Genomic DNA, 15064 nt, shown 5'->3' on the forward strand with positions numbered 1-15064 from the left:
TGATGAAGCGTTGTCCGCTGAGGACTACTTCTTGCCCGGCTTCTTCTTGCCGGCGATGGCGCGACGCGGGCCCTTGCGGGTGCGGGCGTTCGTGCTGGTGCGCTGACCGCGGACGGGCAGGCCGCGACGGTGACGGAGACCCTGGTAGCAGCCGATCTCGACCTTGCGGCGGATGTCGGCCTGGATCTCGCGACGGAGGTCACCCTCGGTCTTGATGTTGCTGTCGACGTACTCGCGGATCGCGACCAGCTGCTCTTCGGTCAGGTCACGGACGCGGGTGTTCGGGTCGATACCGGTCTCGGCCAGCGTCTGCTGGGAGAGCGTCCGGCCGATGCCGAACACGTAGGTGAGGGCGACCTCCACGCGCTTTTCGCGCGGGATGTCAACACCGGAAACGCGTGCCATTCAATGGCTCCTGGTGAATCTTCGGAGGTCTTCCACAGAACCGGCTCCCCGTCCGCCGTACCAGGTACGGACCAGGTCCCCGGCCTCCGAACCGGGGGTGTCGAGCCGCATGGACTCGGGCTCTGCGTATGAACAAATTCAGCTTGCGTCGCGCGAAACTCTGCGATGGATGCAGAGGGATCGGTCGTGCGTCAGCCCTGGCGCTGCTTGTGGCGCGGGTTCTCGCAGATGACCATGACCCGACCGTGACGGCGGATCACCCTGCACTTGTCGCAGATCTTCTTGACGCTCGGCTTGACCTTCATTGGTGAGGTTCTCCGGGTCAGTGCCATCGCTCCGGGAGGCCCGGGGCTCGGGCAAGATCTACTTGTACCGGTAGACGATCCGGCCACGCGTCAGGTCGTACGGAGACAGCTCCACCACGACCCGGTCGTCAGGGAGGATGCGGATGTAGTGCATACGCATCTTGCCGCTGATGTGTGCCAGGACCTGGTGGCCGTTCTGGAGCTCGACCTTGAACATGGCGTTCGGCAGAGACTCGACGACAGTGCCCTCGATCTCGATGGCACCTTGCTTCTTGGCCACGCTTCGCCCTTCGAATCGACTACCTTGATCGACTCTCTCGCTCACCCTAAGGGCGAGAGGCGAGCGCATGAGGACATGCGGGTGCACGAGAGCCGACGAGTCAGTCTACGTCAGCGCACCCGGAAAAACGAATCGAGAAAGTCTGCCCCGTGCGGGTGGTCCCTATGCAAGGGGATCCGGCGCGGCCGTGATCCCGTGCTCCGCCAGCTTGGCCCTGCCGCCGTCGACGGCCGTCAGCACCAGGGGGCCCTGGTCGGTCAGCGCGACCGAGTGCTCCCAGTGGGAGGACCAGGTGCCGTCGGTGGTGATGACGGTCCAGTCGTCCGAGAGGACCTCGGTGCGGGGGGTGCCGAGGGAGACCATGGGCTCGATGGCGAGGCAGAAGCCGGGGATCAGCTTGGGGCCCTTGCCGCGGCGGCGGTCGACGTAGTTCAGCAGGTGCGGGTCCATGTGCATCTCGGTGCCGATGCCGTGGCCGCCGTAGTCCTCGATGATCCCGTACTTGCCGCCGCCGGGCTTCGGCTGGCGGCGGATGTAGGTCTCGATGGCGCGGGAGACGTCGACCAGCCGGTTGCCCTGCTTCATCGCGGCGATGCCGGCCCACATCGACTCCTCCGTCACCCGGGAGAGCTCGACCAGCTCCGGGGCGTGACCGGAGCCCACGAAGGCCGTGTAGGCGGCGTCGCCGTGCCAGCCGTCGACGATCGCGCCGCAGTCGATGGAGATGATGTCGCCGTCCTTGAGGACGACGTCGTCGGACGGGATGCCGTGGACGACCACGTCGTTCACCGAGGTGCAGATGGTCGCGGGGAACCCGCCGTAGCCGAGGAAGTTCGACTTGGCGCCGTGCTCGGCGAGCACCTTGCGGGCGACCTCGTCCAGGTCCCTGGTGCTGGCGCCGGGGACCGCGGCCTCACGGGTCGCCGCGTGGATGGCGGCGACGACCAGCCCCGCCGCTCGCATCTTGGCGATCTGCTCGGGGCTCTTGATCTGCACCATGGGGGCCTGCGCTCTCCGTCACTCACGTCGGCTGGGTTACGTACACAACAGTACGGCCGCGACGCCCCCAAGGGCGCCGCGGCCGGAAAGGACCGCGATCTACTTGTTCTCGGCCTTCTCGCGCTTCAGCGCCTCGAGCGCCCGCTCGGTGATCTCGTCCACCGGGCCCAGCGAGGAGATCGTGCGGACCAGGCCCTGCGACTTGTAGTAGTCGATGATCGGCTCGGTCTGCGTGTGGTAGACCTCCAGCCGCGTGCGGACGGTCTCCTCGGAGTCGTCGTCGCGCTGGTACAGCTCACCGCCGCAGACGTCGCAGACGCCCTCCTGCTTCGCCGGGCTGTACGTCACGTGGAAGACGTGGGACGAGTCGTTGCGGCAGATGCGCCGGCCGGCGATCCGCTTGACGACCTCCTCCTCCGGGACCTCCAGGTCCAGGACGGCGTCCAGCTTGATGTTCTCGGACTCCAGCAGCTCGTCCAGCGCCTCGGCCTGCGAGACGTTCCGCGGGAAGCCGTCCAGCAGGAAGCCGTTCTCCGCGTCGGGCTGCTCCATGCGGTCCTTGGCCATCGCGATGGTGACCTCGTCGGGTACGAGGTTCCCCGCGTCCATGTAGGACTTCGCGAGCTTGCCCAGCTCGGTCTGCTGGCTGATGTTTGCGCGGAACAGGTCGCCCGTCGAGATGTGCGGGATGCCCAGCTTCTCGGCGAGTCGGACGGCTTGCGTTCCCTTACCGGCACCCGGCGGCCCGACGAGGACGATACGCATCAGCGGAGGAACCCTTCGTAATTGCGCTGCTGAAGCTGGCTCTCGATCTGCTTCACCGTCTCGAGTCCGACACCCACGATGATGAGGATGCTGGTCCCGCCGAACGGGAAGTTCTGGCTTGCCCCGAAGCCCACCAACGCCATTGTCGGTACGAGAGCGATCAGACCCAGATACAGCGAACCCGGCCAGGTGATCCGGTTGAGCACGTAGCTGAGGTACTCAGCGGTCGGTCGGCCAGCCCGGATGCCCGGGATGAAGCCACCATACTTCTTCATGTTGTCGGCGACTTCCTCGGGGTTGAAGGAGATCGCCACGTAGAAGAACGCGAAGAAAACGATGAGCAAGAAGTACGAAGCGATGTAAATCGGGTGGTCGCCCTTGGTCAGGTTCTGCTCGACCCAGGTCTTCCAGCCCGACTTGCCCCCCGCGAACTGCGCGATCAGTGCCGGGATGTAGAGCAGCGACGAGGCGAAGATGACCGGAATCACACCGGCCTGGTTCACCTTGAGCGGGATGTACGTGGACGTACCGCCGTAGGAGCGGCGGCCGATCATGCGCTTGGCGTACTGCACCGGGATGCGGCGCTGGGCCTGCTCGACGAAGACCACCAGCGCGACCATGACCAGGCCGACCAGGATGACCGTGCCGAACTCGATCCAGCCGCCGACCAGGGTGCCCTGCTTCTTGATGGCCCACAGCGCGGACGGGAAGGTCGCCGCGATCGAGATGAACATCAGGATCGACATGCCGTTGCCGATGCCGCGGTCGGTGATCAGCTCACCGAGCCACATGACGACGGCGGTGCCGGCGGTCATGCAGATGACCATCGTGATCGTCGTGAAGATGGCCTGGTCGGGAACGATCTGGCCGGCCACGGAGCAGCTGCCGAACAGGGCGCCGCTGCGCGCGGTGGCGACGAGACCGGTGCCCTGAAGGATGGCGAGCGCCACGGTCAGGTAGCGGGTGTACTGCGTGATCTTCGCGGTACCCGCCTGACCTTCCTTCTTCAGTGCCTCCAGCCGGGGGATGACCACGGTCAGCAGCTGCAGAATGATGCTCGCCGTGATGTACGGCATGATGCCGAGCGCGAAGATCGTGATCTGGAGCAGCGCGCCGCCGCTGAACATGTTGACGAGACCGAACAGGCCCTGGTTGCCGGACGCCTCTTTCACGCACGTCTGGACGGCCTTGTAGTTGACGCCGGGGATCGGGACGTGGGTACCGACCCGGTAGACCACGATGATGCCCAGCGTGAAGAGCAGCTTCTTGCGCAGGTCGGGCGTCCTGAACGCCCGGGCGAACGCGGTGAGCACGGTGCCTCCTGCGACCCCCGCGCAACTGCGTCAAGGGTGACGGTCTTGAGGTTCGACGAATGAATAACGGCCAACTGCCGCTCAGGGTGCCCCATGGGAGCATCCATGGAAAGTGGACAGTGCAGGCCACCTTACCGGCGAGACCACTGCCCTTGGAACGACCGACCGGGGATACCCCTTTTGTGGAGTATCCCCGGTCGGGATCGTTCACGTCATCGAGGCGCCTGAGGGGCTCAGACCAGCTCGGTGACCGTACCGCCGGCGGCGGTGATCTTCTCCTTGGCGGAGCCGGAGACGGCGTCGACCGTCACCTGCAGCGCCACGGAGACCTCGCCCTGGCCCAGGACCTTGACGAGGCTGTTCTTGCGAACGGCACCCTTGGCCACCAGACCCTCGACGGTGACCTCGCCACCCTCGGGGTAGAGCGCGGCCAGCTTGTCGAGGTTCACGACCTGGTACTCGGTCTTGAACGGGTTCTTGAAGCCCTTCAGCTTCGGGAGGCGCATGTGGAGCGGCATCTGGCCACCCTCGAAGCGCTCCGGAACCTGGTAGCGGGCCTTGGTGCCCTTGGTACCACGACCGGCCGTCTTACCCTTCGACGCCTCACCACGACCCACACGGGTCTTGGCGGTCTTGGCGCCCGGGGCGGGACGGAGGTTGTGGATCTTGAGCGGGTTCTGCTCCGCCATGATCAGTCGACCTCCTCGACCGTCACGAGGTGGCGGACGGTGTGCACCATGCCGCGGAACTCGGGGCGGTCCTCCTTGACGACCTGCGTGTTGATGCCCTTGAGACCAAGGGAGCGCAGGGTGTCGCGGTGGTTCTGCTTGCTGCCGATGTAGGACTTGACCTGCGTGATCTTGAGCTGCGCCATGATTACGCACCCGCCCCGGCACGCGCACGCAGCAGGGCCGCGGGAGCGACGTCCTCGAGCGGCAGACCACGGCGGGCCGCGATCTCCTCGGGACGCTGCAGACCCTTCAGGGCCTCCACGGTCGCGTGCACGATGTTGATCGCGTTGTCGGAGCCGAGCGACTTCGACAGCACGTCGTGGATACCGGCGCACTCGAGCACGGCGCGCACCGGACCACCGGCGATAACGCCGGTACCGGGGGACGCGGGCTTGAGCAGGACGACGCCGGCAGCCTTCTCACCCTGGATGGGGTGCGGGATGGTGCCCTGGATGCGGGGGACCTTGAAGAAGTGCTTCTTGGCCTCCTCAACACCCTTGGCGATGGCGGCCGGCACCTCCTTGGCCTTGCCGTAACCGACACCCACGGTGCCGTCACCATCGCCCACCACGACCAGCGCGGTGAAGCTGAAGCGACGACCACCCTTCACAACCTTGGCGACGCGGTTGATCGCGACGACGCGCTCAACGTACGCGGTCTTCTCGGCGGCAGCAGCGCCGCCGTCACGGCCCTTCCGGTCCCGCCGCTCGCCGCCACCGGCACCGCCACCGCGGCGCTGGGGTCCAGCCATTGGAATTACCTCTCTTCGTTTCCGCTAGCTACGGCAGGCTCAGAACTTGAGCCCGGCTTCGCGGGCGGCGTCCGCCAGGGCGGCGATGCGCCCGGCGTACTGGTTGCCACCACGGTCGAACACGACAGCCTCGACACCGGCGGCCTTGGCGCGCTCGGCGACCAGGGCGCCGACCTGCTTGGCCTGCGAGGACTTGTCGCCCTCGCCGCCGCGGACGGACGCGTCCAGGGTGGACGCGGACGCCAGGGTGTGGCCCTTGAGGTCGTCGATCACCTGCGCCACGATGTGGCGGTTGGAGCGGGTCACGACCAGACGGGGGCGCTCCGCCGTACCGGCGATCCGCTTGCGGATCCGGATGTGACGGCGCTTGATCGCGGCGCGCTTGTAGGCGTCGCCCTTGAGGATCTTCTGCCCGTATGCCATGGCTTACTTACCCGCCTTTCCGACCTTGCGGCGGATGACTTCGCCCTCGTACTTGACGCCCTTGGCCTTGTACGGGTCGGGCTTGCGCAGCTTGCGGATGTTGGCCGCAACCTCGCCGACCTTCTGCTTGTCGATGCCCTCGACCTGGAAGCGGGTCGGGGTCTCCACCTTGAAGGTGATTCCCTCGGGCGCCTCGATGGTGATCGGGTGGCTGTAGCCGAGCGCGAACTCGAGGTTCGCACCCTTGGCCGTGACGCGGTAACCGACACCGCTGATCTCGAGCTTCTTCACGTAACCCTGGGTCACGCCGGTGATCATGTTCGCCACCAGCGTGCGGGACAGGCCGTGCAGGGCCTTGCTCTGACGCTCGTCGTTGGGGCGGGTCACCTGAAGGGTGCCGTCCTCGCCCTTGGCGATGTCGATCGGCGCAACGACGGTGTGGGTCAGTTCGCCCTTGGGCCCCTTGACCTTGACCGTACGGCCGTCGATGGTGACGTCCACGCCGGCGGGAACCGTGATGGGGAGCTTGCCAATACGCGACATAGCTGTTTCCTCCGTTCCCTTCCGCTACCAGACGTAGGCGAGGACTTCCCCACCCACGCCCTTCTTGCCGGCCTGCTTGTCGGTGAGGAGCCCGTGCGACGTGGAGATGATCGCCACGCCGAGGCCGCCGAGCACCTTCGGCAGGTTGGTGGACTTCGCGTAAACCCGGAGACCGGGCTTGGAGATCCGCTTGATGCCCGCGATGGAGCGCTCACGGTTCGGGCCGAACTTCAGCTCGAGAACGAGGTTCTTGCCTACCTCGGCGTCCTCGACCTTCCAGCCCGTGATGAAGCCCTCCTGCTGGAGGATCTCCGCGATGTGAGACTTGATCTTCGATGCCGGCATCGTCACGGAGTCGTGGTATGCCGAGTTCGCGTTCCGCAGACGCGTAAGCATGTCTGCGATCGGATCAGTCATGGTCATGAATTGGCCTTCGGCCTCTCTCGCCGGGGTTTCCTGGTGCGCCATCCCTCTCCCCGATCCGAGACGGGACGGGTGCGGCGCGGTGGACCTACGGCGTAGTAAGTCGTACGGGCGCGGCAGACGCCCAACCCCGCAAGCCTACGGCATGCGGAGAAGGGCCTCTGCCGACCCAGATGCTTACCGAGAGCTTCAGCAGACCCCTGTTGAGGGGACTACCAGGAGCTCTTGGTCACGCCCGGCAGCTCGCCACGGTGAGCCATCTCACGAAGGCACACGCGGCACAGGCCGAACTTGCGGTACACGGAGTGCGGGCGGCCACAGCGCTGGCAGCGGGTGTAGCCACGCACACCGAACTTGGGCTTGCGAGCAGCCTTAGCGATCAGAGCCTTCTTCGCCATCTCGCTCACGCCTCCTTGAACGGGAAGCCGAGGTGACGAAGGAGCGCACGGCCCTCAGCGTCGTTGGTCGCCGTGGTCACCACGGTGATGTCCATACCCCGGGTGCGGTCGATCTTGTCCTGGTCGATCTCGTGGAACATGACCTGCTCCGTGAGACCGAAGGTGTAGTTGCCACGGCCGTCGAACTGCTTGGGGGACAGGCCGCGGAAGTCGCGGATGCGCGGCAGCGCGAGCGACAGGGTGCGGTCCAGGAACTCCCACATGCGGTCGCCACGGAGCGTGACGTGGGCACCGATCGGCTGGCCCTCGCGCAGCTTGAACTGCGCGATGGACTTGCGGGCCTTGGTGACGGCCGGCTTCTGACCGGTGATGGTGGTCAGGTCGCGGATCGCGCCCTCGATGAGCTTCGAGTCACGGGCGGCGTCGCCGACACCCATGTTGACCACGATCTTGACGAGGCCGGGAACCTGCATGACGTTCTCGTACTTGAACTCGTCACGCAGCTTGCCCGCGATCTCCTCGCGGTACTTCTGCTTCAGACGCGGAGTGGTGGTGGTCGCCATCAGATGTCCTCACCCGTCCGCTTGGCAACGCGGATCTTGTTGCCCTCGTCGTCGAAGCGGTAACCGACACGCGTGACGACCTTCTGGCCGTCCTTCTCAACGACCAGCTGGACGTTGGAGACGTGGATCGGCGCCTCGGTCGTGACGATGCCGCCGGCCTGCGAACCGCTGGCGGTCGGACCGGCCTTGGTGTGCTTCTTGACCCGGTTGACACCCTCGACCAGGACACGCTCGTCGCGCGGGTAAGCGGCAATGACCTTGCCCTGCTTGCCCTTGTCCTTACCGGTGATGACCTGGACCAGGTCGCCCTTCTTGATCTTCATGCTTACAGCACCTCCGGCGCGAGCGAGATGATCTTCATGAACTTCTTCTCGCGCAGCTCACGGCCGACCGGGCCGAAGATACGGGTGCCGCGAGGGTCGCCGTCGTTCTTCAGAATGACGGCGGCGTTCTCGTCGAAGCGGATGTACGAGCCGTCCGGACGGCGGCGCTCCTTGACGGTGCGAACGATGACCGCCTTGACGACGTCACCCTTCTTCACGTTGCCACCGGGGATCGCGTCCTTGACGGTGGCGACGATGACGTCACCGATGCCCGCGTAGCGGCGACCGGAGCCACCGAGCACACGGATGCAAAGGATTTCCTTCGCACCAGTGTTGTCGGCGACGCGCAGTCGCGACTCCTGCTGGATCACGTCTATCTCCTGTTTGTCTGCCGGTTCCCGGCAGGGGCCTCGGTGAAGAGGACCCCTGCCGAGCCTGGCGGAACTGTCCTGCGGGTTTGCCCGCAGGCGTACTTACGGAAGTCCCCTTGCGGGAACCGCCTACTTGGCCTTCTCGAGGATCTCGACGACGCGCCAGCGCTTCGTCGCGGACAGCGGCCGGGTCTCCATGAGGAGGACGCGGTCGCCGACGCCCGCGGCGTTCTGCTCGTCGTGCGCCTTGAGCTTGTTGGTACGGCGGATGACCTTGCCGTACAGCGCGTGCTTGACGCGGTCCTCGACGGCGACGACGACGGTCTTGTCCATCTTGTCGCTGACGACGAGACCCTCACGGGTCTTGCGGAAGCCGCGGGCCTCTGCAGTCTGCTCAGTCACGTTGCTCTCACTCATCAGGCGCTCTCCACCGTCTCGATGCCCAGCTCGCGCTCACGCATCAGGGTGTAGATCCGCGCGATGTCCTTACGGACGGCCTTGAGCCGACCGTGGTTCTCGAGCTGGCCGGTCGCCGCCTGGAAGCGGAGATTGAACAGCTCTTCCTTGGCCTCGCGGAGCTTGCCCAGAAGCTCCTCGTTGCCCAGCTCGCGCAGCTCGGACGCCTTGGTACCGGCCGACATCACGCTTCACCTGCCTCGCGCTTGACGATCCGGCACTTCATCGGCAGCTTGTGGGCCGCACGAAGGAGCGCCTCACGGGCGATCTTCTCGTTGGGGTACGACAGCTCGAACATCACGCGTCCGGGCTTGACGTTGGCGATCCACCACTCCGGCGAACCCTTACCGGAACCCATGCGGGTCTCGGCAGGCTTCTTGGTGAGGGGACGGTCCGGGTAGATGTTGATCCAGACCTTGCCACCACGCTTGATGTGACGCGTCATGGCGATACGAGCGGCCTCGATCTGGCGGTTCGTCACGTACGCCGGGGTGAGCGCCTGGATGCCGTACTCGCCGAACGCAACCTGCGTGCCGCCCTTGGCAGCGCCGCTGCGCTTCGGGTGGTGCTGCTTGCGGTGCTTGACCCTACGGGGGATCAGCATTTCGGTCAGGCCTCCGTTCCGGTGCTCTCAGCCGGAGCGGCGGCGGGAGCCTCGGCCTTGGGGGCCTCGGCGCCGGCAGCCTGCTGCGGCTTGCGACCGCGCCGCTCGCCACCACGGCCACCACGGGCCGGGCGGTCGGCACCGCCACGGGCCGGGCGGTTACCCGCACGGGCCGCAGCGTTCTCGGCGCGGACCTCGGCGATGTTCTTGACGTCGCCCTTGTAGATCCAGACCTTCACGCCGATGCGGCCGAAGGTCGTCTTGGCCTCGAAGAAGCCGTAGTCCACGTTCGCACGGAGCGTGTGCAGGGGCACGCGGCCCTCGCGGTAGAACTCCGAGCGGGACATCTCGGCGCCGCCGAGGCGGCCGCCGCACTGGATCTTGATGCCCTTGGCGCCGGCCTTCATCGCCGACTGCATGCTCTTGCGCATGGCACGGCGGAAGGAGACGCGGGAGGAGAGCTGCTCGGCGACGGCCTGGGCCACGAGCTGAGCGTCGGTCTCGGGGTTCTTGACCTCGAGGATGTTCAGCTGGACCTGCTTGCCGGTGAGCTTCTCGAGGTCGCCGCGGATGCGGTCGGCCTCGGCGCCTCGGCGGCCGATGACGATGCCCGGACGAGCGGTGTGGATGTCCACACGCACGCGGTCACGGGTGCGCTCGATCTCAACCTTCGAGATGCCGGCGCGCTCCATGCCGGACGTCATCATCCGACGGATGGCGACGTCTTCCTTGACGTAGTCCTTGTACAGCTTGTCGGCGTACCAACGCGACTTGAAGTCGGTCGTGACACCGAGCCGGAACCCGTGCGGGTTTACCTTCTGGCCCATTACCGGGTTCCTTCCTTGCTGCTGACGACCACGGTGATGTGGCTGGTCCGCTTGCGGATCCGGTAGGCACGGCCCTGGGCGCGCGGCCGGAACCGCTTCAGGGTCGGGCCCTCGTCGACGTACGCCTCGGAGATGAAGAGGCTGTCGGCGTCGGTGTGGTCGTAGTTGTGCGCGGCGTTGGCGATGGCGCTGTCGAGCACCTTGCCGACCGGCACGGAGGCTGCCTGCGGAGCGAATCGCAGAACAGCCTGAGCCTCCGTGGCATCCATGCCACGGATAAGGTCCACCACGCGGCGGGCCTTCATGGGCGTAACGCGGATGTACCGCGCCTGGGCCCTGGCTTCCATGGTTGTCCCTCTCAGTTACTTACGTGTCTGAATGCGATCCGCTACTAGCGGCGCTTCGACTTCCGGTCGTCCTTGACGTGGCCCCGGAAGGTGCGGGTCGGCGAGAACTCGCCGAGCTTGTGACCGACCATCGACTCGGTGACGAACACCGGGATGTGGGTCTTGCCGTTGTGCACCGCGAGCGTGTGGCCCAGCATGGCCGGGACGATCATGGAGCGACGGGACCAGGTCTTGATGACGTTCTTGGTGCCGGCTTCGTTCTGGGCGTCCACCTTCTTGATCAGGTGGTCGTCGACGAAGGGCCCCTTCTTCAGGCTACGAGGCATCTCAACCCGTCCTTAGCGCTTCTTGTTCGTCTTGCGGCGGCGGACGATGTACTTGTTCGACGCCTTCTTGGGCGAACGAGTACGGCCTTCCTTCTTGCCCCACGGGGACACAGGGTGGCGACCACCGGAGGTCCGGCCCTCACCACCACCGTGCGGGTGGTCGACCGGGTTCATGACGACACCACGGACGGTCGGGCGAACGCCCAGCCACCGCTTACGGCCGGCCTTACCCCAGTTGATGTTGCTCTGCTCGGCGTTGCCGACCTCACCGATGGTGGCGCGGCAGCGGACGTCGACCAGGCGGATCTCACCGGACGGCATGCGCAGGTGGGCCATCGAGCCCTCCTTCGCGAGCAGCTGCACGGAGGCACCGGCGGAGCGGGCGAACTTGGCGCCGCCACCGGGACGGAGCTCGATCGCGTGGATCGTGGTACCGACCGGGATGTTGCGGAGCGCCAGGTTGTTGCCCGGCTTGATGTCGGCCCCGGGACCGTTCTCGACGCGGTCACCCTGCTGCAGGTTGCGCGGGGCGAGGATGTAGCGCTTCTCGCCGTCGGCGTAGTGCAGCAGCGCGATGCGCGCGGTGCGGTTGGGGTCGTACTCGATGTGCGCGACCTTCGCCGGCACGCCGTCCTTGTCGTGACGACGGAAGTCGATCACGCGGTAGGCGCGCTTGTGTCCGCCACCCTGGTGGCGAACGGTCACACGACCGGCGTTGTTACGGCCGCCCTTGCTGTGCAGGGGGCGGACCAGCGACTTCTCCGGCGTGGACCGCGTGACCTCGACGAAGTCGGCGACGCTGGCGCCACGACGGCCCGGCGTAGTCGGCTTGTACTTGCGGATTCCCATTTCTCAGTCCTCGTCCGATATCGGACGATCCGACCCGCTTACGCGGTCGGACCGCCGAAGATGTCGATACGGTCGCCCTCGGCGAGGGTCACGATCGCCCGCTTGCTGCCCGCGCGCTGACCGAAACCGGTCTTGGTGCGCTTGCGCTTGCCCTGGCGGTTGATCGTGTTGACCCCGGTGACCTTGACGTCGAAGACCGCCTGGACGGCCTGCTTGATCTGGGTCTTGTTGGCGTTCGGGTCGACGATGAACGTGTACTTGTTCTCGTCGAGGAGCGCGTAGCTCTTCTCCGAGACGACCGGCTTCAGCAGGACGTCACGGGGGTCCGTGTACGACTTGCTCAGCGGGGTCTCGACGGTGTTCTTGCCCTCGGTGGCGTGGCGCTTCGCCTTGGCGACGCGCGCGGCCTTGGCGGCCTTGGCGGCCTTCGAGGCGATGCTCGGGTGACGCGTAGCCATCAGGCCTCGCTCCCTTCGGTGTCAGCGGCCTTGGGGCCAGACACGAAGGACTCGAACGCGGCCTGGGTGAAGACCACGTCGTCCGAGACGAGAACGTCGTACGTGTTCAGCTGGCCCGGCTCCAGGATGTGGACCTGGGGCAGGTTGCGGGCGGACAGCCACGCGGCCTCGTCGGAGCGGTCGACGACCAGGAGCAGGTTCTTGCGCTCGCTGATCTTGCCGAACAGGCTCTTGGCGGCCTTGGTGCTGGGGTTCGCGCCCTCGACCACGCCGGAGACGACGTGGATGCGGTTGTGACGCGCCCGGTCGGTGAGGGCACCGCGCAGGGCGGCGGCCTTCATCTTCTTCGGGGTGCGCTGCGAGTAGTCACGCGGCTGCGGGCCGTGGACGACGCCACCGCCGGCGAACTGCGGGGCGCGGGTCGAACCCTGACGGGCGCGACCGGTGCCCTTCTGGCGGTACGGCTTCTTGCCGCCACCACGAACCTCGCCACGGGTCTTCGTCTTGTGCGTGCCCTGACGGGCAGCAGCCAGCTGCGCGACGACGACCTGGTGGATCAGCGGAACGCTGACCTTGGCGTCGAAGATCTCCGCGGGGAGCTCGACGGAACCGGCCTTGTCGCCCGCCGGCGAAAGGATGTCAACAGTGCTCATCGGTTACCTCAGGCCCCCTTGGCCGCGGTGCGGACCAGGACGAGGCCGCCGTTCGGACCAGGAACCGCGCCCTTGATGAGCAGCAGACCCTTCTCCGCGTCAACGGCGTGGACGGTCAGGTTCTGGGTGGTGACCCGCTCGTTGCCCATGCGACCCGCCATGCGGAGGCCCTTGAACACGCGGCCCGGGGTGGCGCAGCCACCGATGGAACCGGGCGAGCGGTGCTTGCGCTGGGTGCCGTGTCCGGCGCCGAGGCCCTTGAAGTTGTGACGCTTCATGACACCGGCGAAGCCCTTGCCCTTGCTCTTGCCGGTCACGTCCACCTTGACGCCCGCCTCGAAGACCTCCGCGGAGATCTCCTGGCCCAGCGTGTACTCGGAGGCGTCCGCGGTGCGGATCTCGACGAGGTGGCGGCGGGGGGTGACGTCGGCCTTGGCGAAGTGGCCCTTGAGGGGCTTGTTCACCTTGCGCGGGTCGATCTCGCCGAAGGCGATCTGGACGGACTCGTAGCCGTCGACATCGTTCGTACGGACCTGGGTGACGACGTTGGGGCCGGCCTTGACGACGGTGACCGGAACAACGCGGTTGTTCTCGTCCCACACCTGCGTCATGCCGAGCTTCTCGCCCAGGATGCCCTTGATCTGCTTAGCCATTCTCAGCTCACCGACCCTCAGAGCTTGATCTCGATGTCGACACCGGCCGGGAGGTCGAGTCGCATCAGAGAGTCAACGGTCTTGGGGGTGGGGTCGAGAATGTCGATCAGGCGCTTGTGCGTGCGCATCTCGAAGTGCTCGCGCGAGTCCTTGTACTTGTGCGGCGACTTGATGACGCAGTACACGTTCTTCTCAGTGGGCAGCGGCACCGGGCCCGCGACCGACGCACCAGTGCGGGTCACCGTCTCGACGATCTTCTTCGCCGAGGAGTCGATGACCTCGTGGTCGTAGGCCTTGAGCCGGATGCGGATCTTCTGTCCCGCCATGGCTACTCAGTAGTCCTGTCTCTCTAACGCTCTGGAACCCGGCGGATTCCTTCTGCTGCCTTCGTTCGTCCGACCCACGCGGTCGGGCGTGTCGCGCTCCCGCTGACACAGATGCCCCTTGTTCGAACATCCCTGCGGGGGAATGCGACGGCCCTTCCGGAACCGCGGACCGGGGACCTCGGGCCCACCGGGCGCCTGGCCGGTGCCGCGCTCACACTTCCCGGAAGATTCCCGTACGTCCGCCCCAGTGCTGCCCGGGGGCAGTTAGGGCGACGAGTACTGTGGGACTCGCTTCCGGTCCTCCCGGCGGGAGGCGCGCAGCATCAACACTCGACCGAGCAACTCGGACAGTCTGCCATATGGGGCGGCGGGCTGGCCAATCGGGCGGAAGAGATTACCCCCGGAGTGACGCACGTCAAACCGCCTCCGCCGCCGCTTCCCGCCCTCACGTGGCCGACGTCACACACCCGAGCGTGGCGAGGGTGGCGGGGAAGTAGGCGCGCATGAAGTTCTCGATGTCGGCGCGGTGGGATTGGTCGGCGAGCTTCACCTGGGGCAGCTGCAGGGTGAGGGTGAAGTAGTTGCCGCCCTTGTTCTTGCACCGTGTCTGAGCGATTGCACCATCGGTCCCCACAACGGTTTTGTAGCTGGAACGAACGCTACGCGGCTCGGTGACCCTGGAGACGGAACCTGTGTCTTCAGCCAGGTACATCAAGTCTGTTGCTACAGGCCGCCATGAGAAGCGGAAGTTCAGGATCACGTCCCTGGACGAGCGAATCAGGCAAGGGGCCGTGATCGCCTCCGCGCGAGAGAAACGGTTGTATTCGCGCCACTCACCAGTCGGAGTGCCGAGCCGGCGGGTGAGCGCCGGGTCGACGGGGGTGCCGCAAATGACCTTGGGGATCTCGCTGACTTCTGGGCGATTGCACGCCACCAGCAGCAGGGCCAGCGAGATGCCAAGGGCAGGCACGC

Annotated in this window: 28 protein-coding genes; all 28 read right to left on the reverse strand. The window is 66.2% G+C overall.

The genetic code is table 11. The annotated features are described in order from the left end of the window. Positions 1–24 precede the first annotated feature (24 nt). The 28 genes from rpsM to TNCT1_RS03310 all read right to left on the reverse strand — a co-directional run bounded on the left by rpsM (position 25) and on the right by TNCT1_RS03310 (position 15062). Positions 25–405: a 30S ribosomal protein S13 gene (gene rpsM / locus TNCT1_RS03170; protein ID WP_143627879.1), complete on the reverse strand. Its 381-nt coding sequence runs from the start codon at positions 403–405 to the stop codon at positions 25–27. 191 nt (positions 406–596) lie between these two features. Further along, positions 597–710: a 50S ribosomal protein L36 gene (gene rpmJ / locus TNCT1_RS03175; protein WP_003998809.1), complete on the reverse strand. Its 114-nt coding sequence runs from the start codon at positions 708–710 to the stop codon at positions 597–599. 58 nt (positions 711–768) lie between these two features. Then, positions 769–990, reverse strand: a complete 222-nt coding sequence (infA, locus tag TNCT1_RS03180; protein ID WP_003948620.1) for a translation initiation factor IF-1 — start codon at positions 988–990, stop codon at positions 769–771. Positions 991–1152: 162 nt separating this feature from the next. Next, positions 1153–1989, reverse strand: coding sequence for a type I methionyl aminopeptidase (map, locus tag TNCT1_RS03185; RefSeq protein WP_143627881.1), 837 nt, complete (start codon positions 1987–1989; stop codon positions 1153–1155). 99 nt (positions 1990–2088) lie between these two features. Then, a complete protein-coding gene (locus TNCT1_RS03190; RefSeq protein ID WP_143627884.1) occupies positions 2089–2754 on the reverse strand; it encodes an adenylate kinase in 666 nt (221 codons plus the stop codon). Continuing rightward, a complete protein-coding gene (secY, locus tag TNCT1_RS03195; protein WP_143627886.1) occupies positions 2754–4067 on the reverse strand; it encodes a preprotein translocase subunit SecY in 1314 nt (437 codons plus the stop codon). Before secY ends, TNCT1_RS03190 begins: the two co-directional genes overlap by 1 nt. 233 nt (positions 4068–4300) lie before the next feature. Beyond that, a complete protein-coding gene (gene rplO / locus TNCT1_RS03200; RefSeq protein ID WP_030745257.1) occupies positions 4301–4756 on the reverse strand; it encodes a 50S ribosomal protein L15 in 456 nt (151 codons plus the stop codon). Positions 4757–4758: 2 nt separating this feature from the next. After that, positions 4759–4941, reverse strand: coding sequence for a 50S ribosomal protein L30 (gene rpmD, locus TNCT1_RS03205; RefSeq protein ID WP_003974250.1), 183 nt, complete (start codon positions 4939–4941; stop codon positions 4759–4761). A gap of 2 nt (positions 4942–4943) precedes the next feature. Further along, on the reverse strand, positions 4944–5549 hold the full coding sequence (rpsE, locus tag TNCT1_RS03210) for a 30S ribosomal protein S5 (RefSeq protein WP_009190144.1): 606 nt from the start codon (positions 5547–5549) through the stop codon (positions 4944–4946). Between the two features lie 39 nt (positions 5550–5588). Then, positions 5589–5972 carry a 50S ribosomal protein L18 gene (gene rplR, locus TNCT1_RS03215; protein ID WP_067299854.1) on the reverse strand — a complete coding sequence of 128 codons (384 nt, stop codon included), beginning with the start codon at positions 5970–5972 and terminating at the stop codon, positions 5589–5591. A 3-nt stretch (positions 5973–5975) separates the two neighbouring features. Continuing rightward, positions 5976–6515 (reverse strand): 50S ribosomal protein L6, encoded by a 540-nt coding sequence (gene rplF / locus TNCT1_RS03220; RefSeq protein WP_143627888.1) that lies wholly within the window; start codon positions 6513–6515, stop codon positions 5976–5978. A 24-nt stretch (positions 6516–6539) separates the two neighbouring features. Beyond that, complete coding sequence (gene rpsH / locus TNCT1_RS03225; RefSeq protein ID WP_007384075.1) at positions 6540–6938, reverse strand: 30S ribosomal protein S8; 399 nt, start codon at positions 6936–6938, stop codon at positions 6540–6542. A gap of 212 nt (positions 6939–7150) precedes the next feature. After that, positions 7151–7336, reverse strand: a complete 186-nt coding sequence (locus tag TNCT1_RS03235; protein ID WP_003948630.1) for a type Z 30S ribosomal protein S14 — start codon at positions 7334–7336, stop codon at positions 7151–7153. 5 nt (positions 7337–7341) lie between these two features. After that, positions 7342–7899, reverse strand: a complete 558-nt coding sequence (gene rplE, locus TNCT1_RS03240; RefSeq protein WP_061920719.1) for a 50S ribosomal protein L5 — start codon at positions 7897–7899, stop codon at positions 7342–7344. After that, a complete protein-coding gene (gene rplX, locus TNCT1_RS03245; RefSeq protein WP_133043289.1) occupies positions 7899–8222 on the reverse strand; it encodes a 50S ribosomal protein L24 in 324 nt (107 codons plus the stop codon). Before rplX ends, rplE begins: the two co-directional genes overlap by 1 nt. Positions 8223–8224: 2 nt before the next feature. Next, positions 8225–8593 (reverse strand): 50S ribosomal protein L14, encoded by a 369-nt coding sequence (gene rplN, locus TNCT1_RS03250; RefSeq protein WP_003998823.1) that lies wholly within the window; start codon positions 8591–8593, stop codon positions 8225–8227. A 129-nt stretch (positions 8594–8722) separates the two neighbouring features. Continuing rightward, positions 8723–9010 carry a 30S ribosomal protein S17 gene (rpsQ, locus tag TNCT1_RS03255; protein WP_003992363.1) on the reverse strand — a complete coding sequence of 96 codons (288 nt, stop codon included), beginning with the start codon at positions 9008–9010 and terminating at the stop codon, positions 8723–8725. After that, positions 9010–9234, reverse strand: a complete 225-nt coding sequence (rpmC, locus tag TNCT1_RS03260) for a 50S ribosomal protein L29 (RefSeq protein ID WP_030174543.1) — start codon at positions 9232–9234, stop codon at positions 9010–9012. Before rpmC ends, rpsQ begins: the two co-directional genes overlap by 1 nt. Further along, complete coding sequence (gene rplP, locus TNCT1_RS03265; RefSeq protein WP_143627890.1) at positions 9234–9653, reverse strand: 50S ribosomal protein L16; 420 nt, start codon at positions 9651–9653, stop codon at positions 9234–9236. The genes rpmC and rplP overlap by 1 nt, the downstream gene beginning before the upstream one ends. 5 nt (positions 9654–9658) lie before the next feature. After that, the gene (rpsC, locus tag TNCT1_RS03270; RefSeq protein ID WP_014674374.1) at positions 9659–10480 is read right to left on the reverse strand and encodes a 30S ribosomal protein S3; all 822 of its coding nucleotides are present in this window, start codon (positions 10478–10480) and stop codon (positions 9659–9661) included. Beyond that, a complete protein-coding gene (gene rplV, locus TNCT1_RS03275; RefSeq protein WP_003974262.1) occupies positions 10480–10827 on the reverse strand; it encodes a 50S ribosomal protein L22 in 348 nt (115 codons plus the stop codon). The genes rpsC and rplV overlap by 1 nt, the downstream gene beginning before the upstream one ends. Before the next feature lie 44 nt (positions 10828–10871). Beyond that, positions 10872–11153 (reverse strand): 30S ribosomal protein S19, encoded by a 282-nt coding sequence (gene rpsS / locus TNCT1_RS03280; RefSeq protein WP_003992359.1) that lies wholly within the window; start codon positions 11151–11153, stop codon positions 10872–10874. A 12-nt stretch (positions 11154–11165) separates the two neighbouring features. Beyond that, positions 11166–12002 carry a 50S ribosomal protein L2 gene (rplB, locus tag TNCT1_RS03285; RefSeq protein ID WP_031167077.1) on the reverse strand — a complete coding sequence of 279 codons (837 nt, stop codon included), beginning with the start codon at positions 12000–12002 and terminating at the stop codon, positions 11166–11168. A gap of 38 nt (positions 12003–12040) precedes the next feature. Then, positions 12041–12460, reverse strand: coding sequence for a 50S ribosomal protein L23 (gene rplW / locus TNCT1_RS03290; RefSeq protein WP_143627892.1), 420 nt, complete (start codon positions 12458–12460; stop codon positions 12041–12043). Further along, positions 12460–13113 carry a 50S ribosomal protein L4 gene (rplD, locus tag TNCT1_RS03295; protein WP_143627894.1) on the reverse strand — a complete coding sequence of 218 codons (654 nt, stop codon included), beginning with the start codon at positions 13111–13113 and terminating at the stop codon, positions 12460–12462. The genes rplW and rplD overlap by 1 nt, the downstream gene beginning before the upstream one ends. Positions 13114–13121: 8 nt before the next feature. Further along, complete coding sequence (gene rplC / locus TNCT1_RS03300) at positions 13122–13766, reverse strand: 50S ribosomal protein L3 (protein ID WP_005481233.1); 645 nt, start codon at positions 13764–13766, stop codon at positions 13122–13124. Positions 13767–13783: 17 nt separating this feature from the next. Next, complete coding sequence (gene rpsJ, locus TNCT1_RS03305; protein WP_003948644.1) at positions 13784–14092, reverse strand: 30S ribosomal protein S10; 309 nt, start codon at positions 14090–14092, stop codon at positions 13784–13786. Between the two features lie 445 nt (positions 14093–14537). Beyond that, on the reverse strand, positions 14538–15062 hold the full coding sequence (locus tag TNCT1_RS03310) for a hypothetical protein (protein WP_216856577.1): 525 nt from the start codon (positions 15060–15062) through the stop codon (positions 14538–14540). Between the last annotated feature and the right edge of the window lie 2 nt (positions 15063–15064).

Source organism: Streptomyces sp. 1-11 (assembly GCF_007176755.1).
Lineage (GTDB): Bacteria > Actinomycetota > Actinomycetes > Streptomycetales > Streptomycetaceae > Streptomyces.

What these genes read in the sequence shown, in the direction of transcription:
- rpsM (WP_143627879.1), bottom strand. Translation starts at nt 405, where the DNA reads ATGGCACGCGTTTCCGGTGTTGACATCCCGCGCGAAAAGCGCGTGGAG.
- rpmJ (WP_003998809.1), bottom strand. Translation starts at nt 710, where the DNA reads ATGAAGGTCAAGCCGAGCGTCAAGAAGATCTGCGACAAGTGCAGGGTG.
- map (WP_143627881.1), bottom strand. Translation starts at nt 1,989, where the DNA reads ATGGTGCAGATCAAGAGCCCCGAGCAGATCGCCAAGATGCGAGCGGCG.
- TNCT1_RS03190 (WP_143627884.1), bottom strand. Translation starts at nt 2,754, where the DNA reads ATGCGTATCGTCCTCGTCGGGCCGCCGGGTGCCGGTAAGGGAACGCAA.
- rplO (WP_030745257.1), bottom strand. Translation starts at nt 4,756, where the DNA reads ATGGCGGAGCAGAACCCGCTCAAGATCCACAACCTCCGTCCCGCCCCG.
- rpmD (WP_003974250.1), bottom strand. Translation starts at nt 4,941, where the DNA reads ATGGCGCAGCTCAAGATCACGCAGGTCAAGTCCTACATCGGCAGCAAG.
- rpsE (WP_009190144.1), bottom strand. Translation starts at nt 5,549, where the DNA reads ATGGCTGGACCCCAGCGCCGCGGTGGCGGTGCCGGTGGCGGCGAGCGG.
- rplR (WP_067299854.1), bottom strand. Translation starts at nt 5,972, where the DNA reads ATGGCATACGGGCAGAAGATCCTCAAGGGCGACGCCTACAAGCGCGCC.
- rplF (WP_143627888.1), bottom strand. Translation starts at nt 6,515, where the DNA reads ATGTCGCGTATTGGCAAGCTCCCCATCACGGTTCCCGCCGGCGTGGAC.
- rpsH (WP_007384075.1), bottom strand. Translation starts at nt 6,938, where the DNA reads ATGACCATGACTGATCCGATCGCAGACATGCTTACGCGTCTGCGGAAC.
- TNCT1_RS03235 (WP_003948630.1), bottom strand. Translation starts at nt 7,336, where the DNA reads ATGGCGAAGAAGGCTCTGATCGCTAAGGCTGCTCGCAAGCCCAAGTTC.
- rplE (WP_061920719.1), bottom strand. Translation starts at nt 7,899, where the DNA reads ATGGCGACCACCACCACTCCGCGTCTGAAGCAGAAGTACCGCGAGGAG.
- rplX (WP_133043289.1), bottom strand. Translation starts at nt 8,222, where the DNA reads ATGAAGATCAAGAAGGGCGACCTGGTCCAGGTCATCACCGGTAAGGAC.
- rpsQ (WP_003992363.1), bottom strand. Translation starts at nt 9,010, where the DNA reads ATGAGTGAGAGCAACGTGACTGAGCAGACTGCAGAGGCCCGCGGCTTC.
- rpmC (WP_030174543.1), bottom strand. Translation starts at nt 9,234, where the DNA reads ATGTCGGCCGGTACCAAGGCGTCCGAGCTGCGCGAGCTGGGCAACGAG.
- rplP (WP_143627890.1), bottom strand. Translation starts at nt 9,653, where the DNA reads ATGCTGATCCCCCGTAGGGTCAAGCACCGCAAGCAGCACCACCCGAAG.
- rpsC (WP_014674374.1), bottom strand. Translation starts at nt 10,480, where the DNA reads ATGGGCCAGAAGGTAAACCCGCACGGGTTCCGGCTCGGTGTCACGACC.
- rplV (WP_003974262.1), bottom strand. Translation starts at nt 10,827, where the DNA reads ATGGAAGCCAGGGCCCAGGCGCGGTACATCCGCGTTACGCCCATGAAG.
- rpsS (WP_003992359.1), bottom strand. Translation starts at nt 11,153, where the DNA reads ATGCCTCGTAGCCTGAAGAAGGGGCCCTTCGTCGACGACCACCTGATC.
- rplB (WP_031167077.1), bottom strand. Translation starts at nt 12,002, where the DNA reads ATGGGAATCCGCAAGTACAAGCCGACTACGCCGGGCCGTCGTGGCGCC.
- rplW (WP_143627892.1), bottom strand. Translation starts at nt 12,460, where the DNA reads ATGGCTACGCGTCACCCGAGCATCGCCTCGAAGGCCGCCAAGGCCGCC.
- rplD (WP_143627894.1), bottom strand. Translation starts at nt 13,113, where the DNA reads ATGAGCACTGTTGACATCCTTTCGCCGGCGGGCGACAAGGCCGGTTCC.
- rplC (WP_005481233.1), bottom strand. Translation starts at nt 13,766, where the DNA reads ATGGCTAAGCAGATCAAGGGCATCCTGGGCGAGAAGCTCGGCATGACG.
- rpsJ (WP_003948644.1), bottom strand. Translation starts at nt 14,092, where the DNA reads ATGGCGGGACAGAAGATCCGCATCCGGCTCAAGGCCTACGACCACGAG.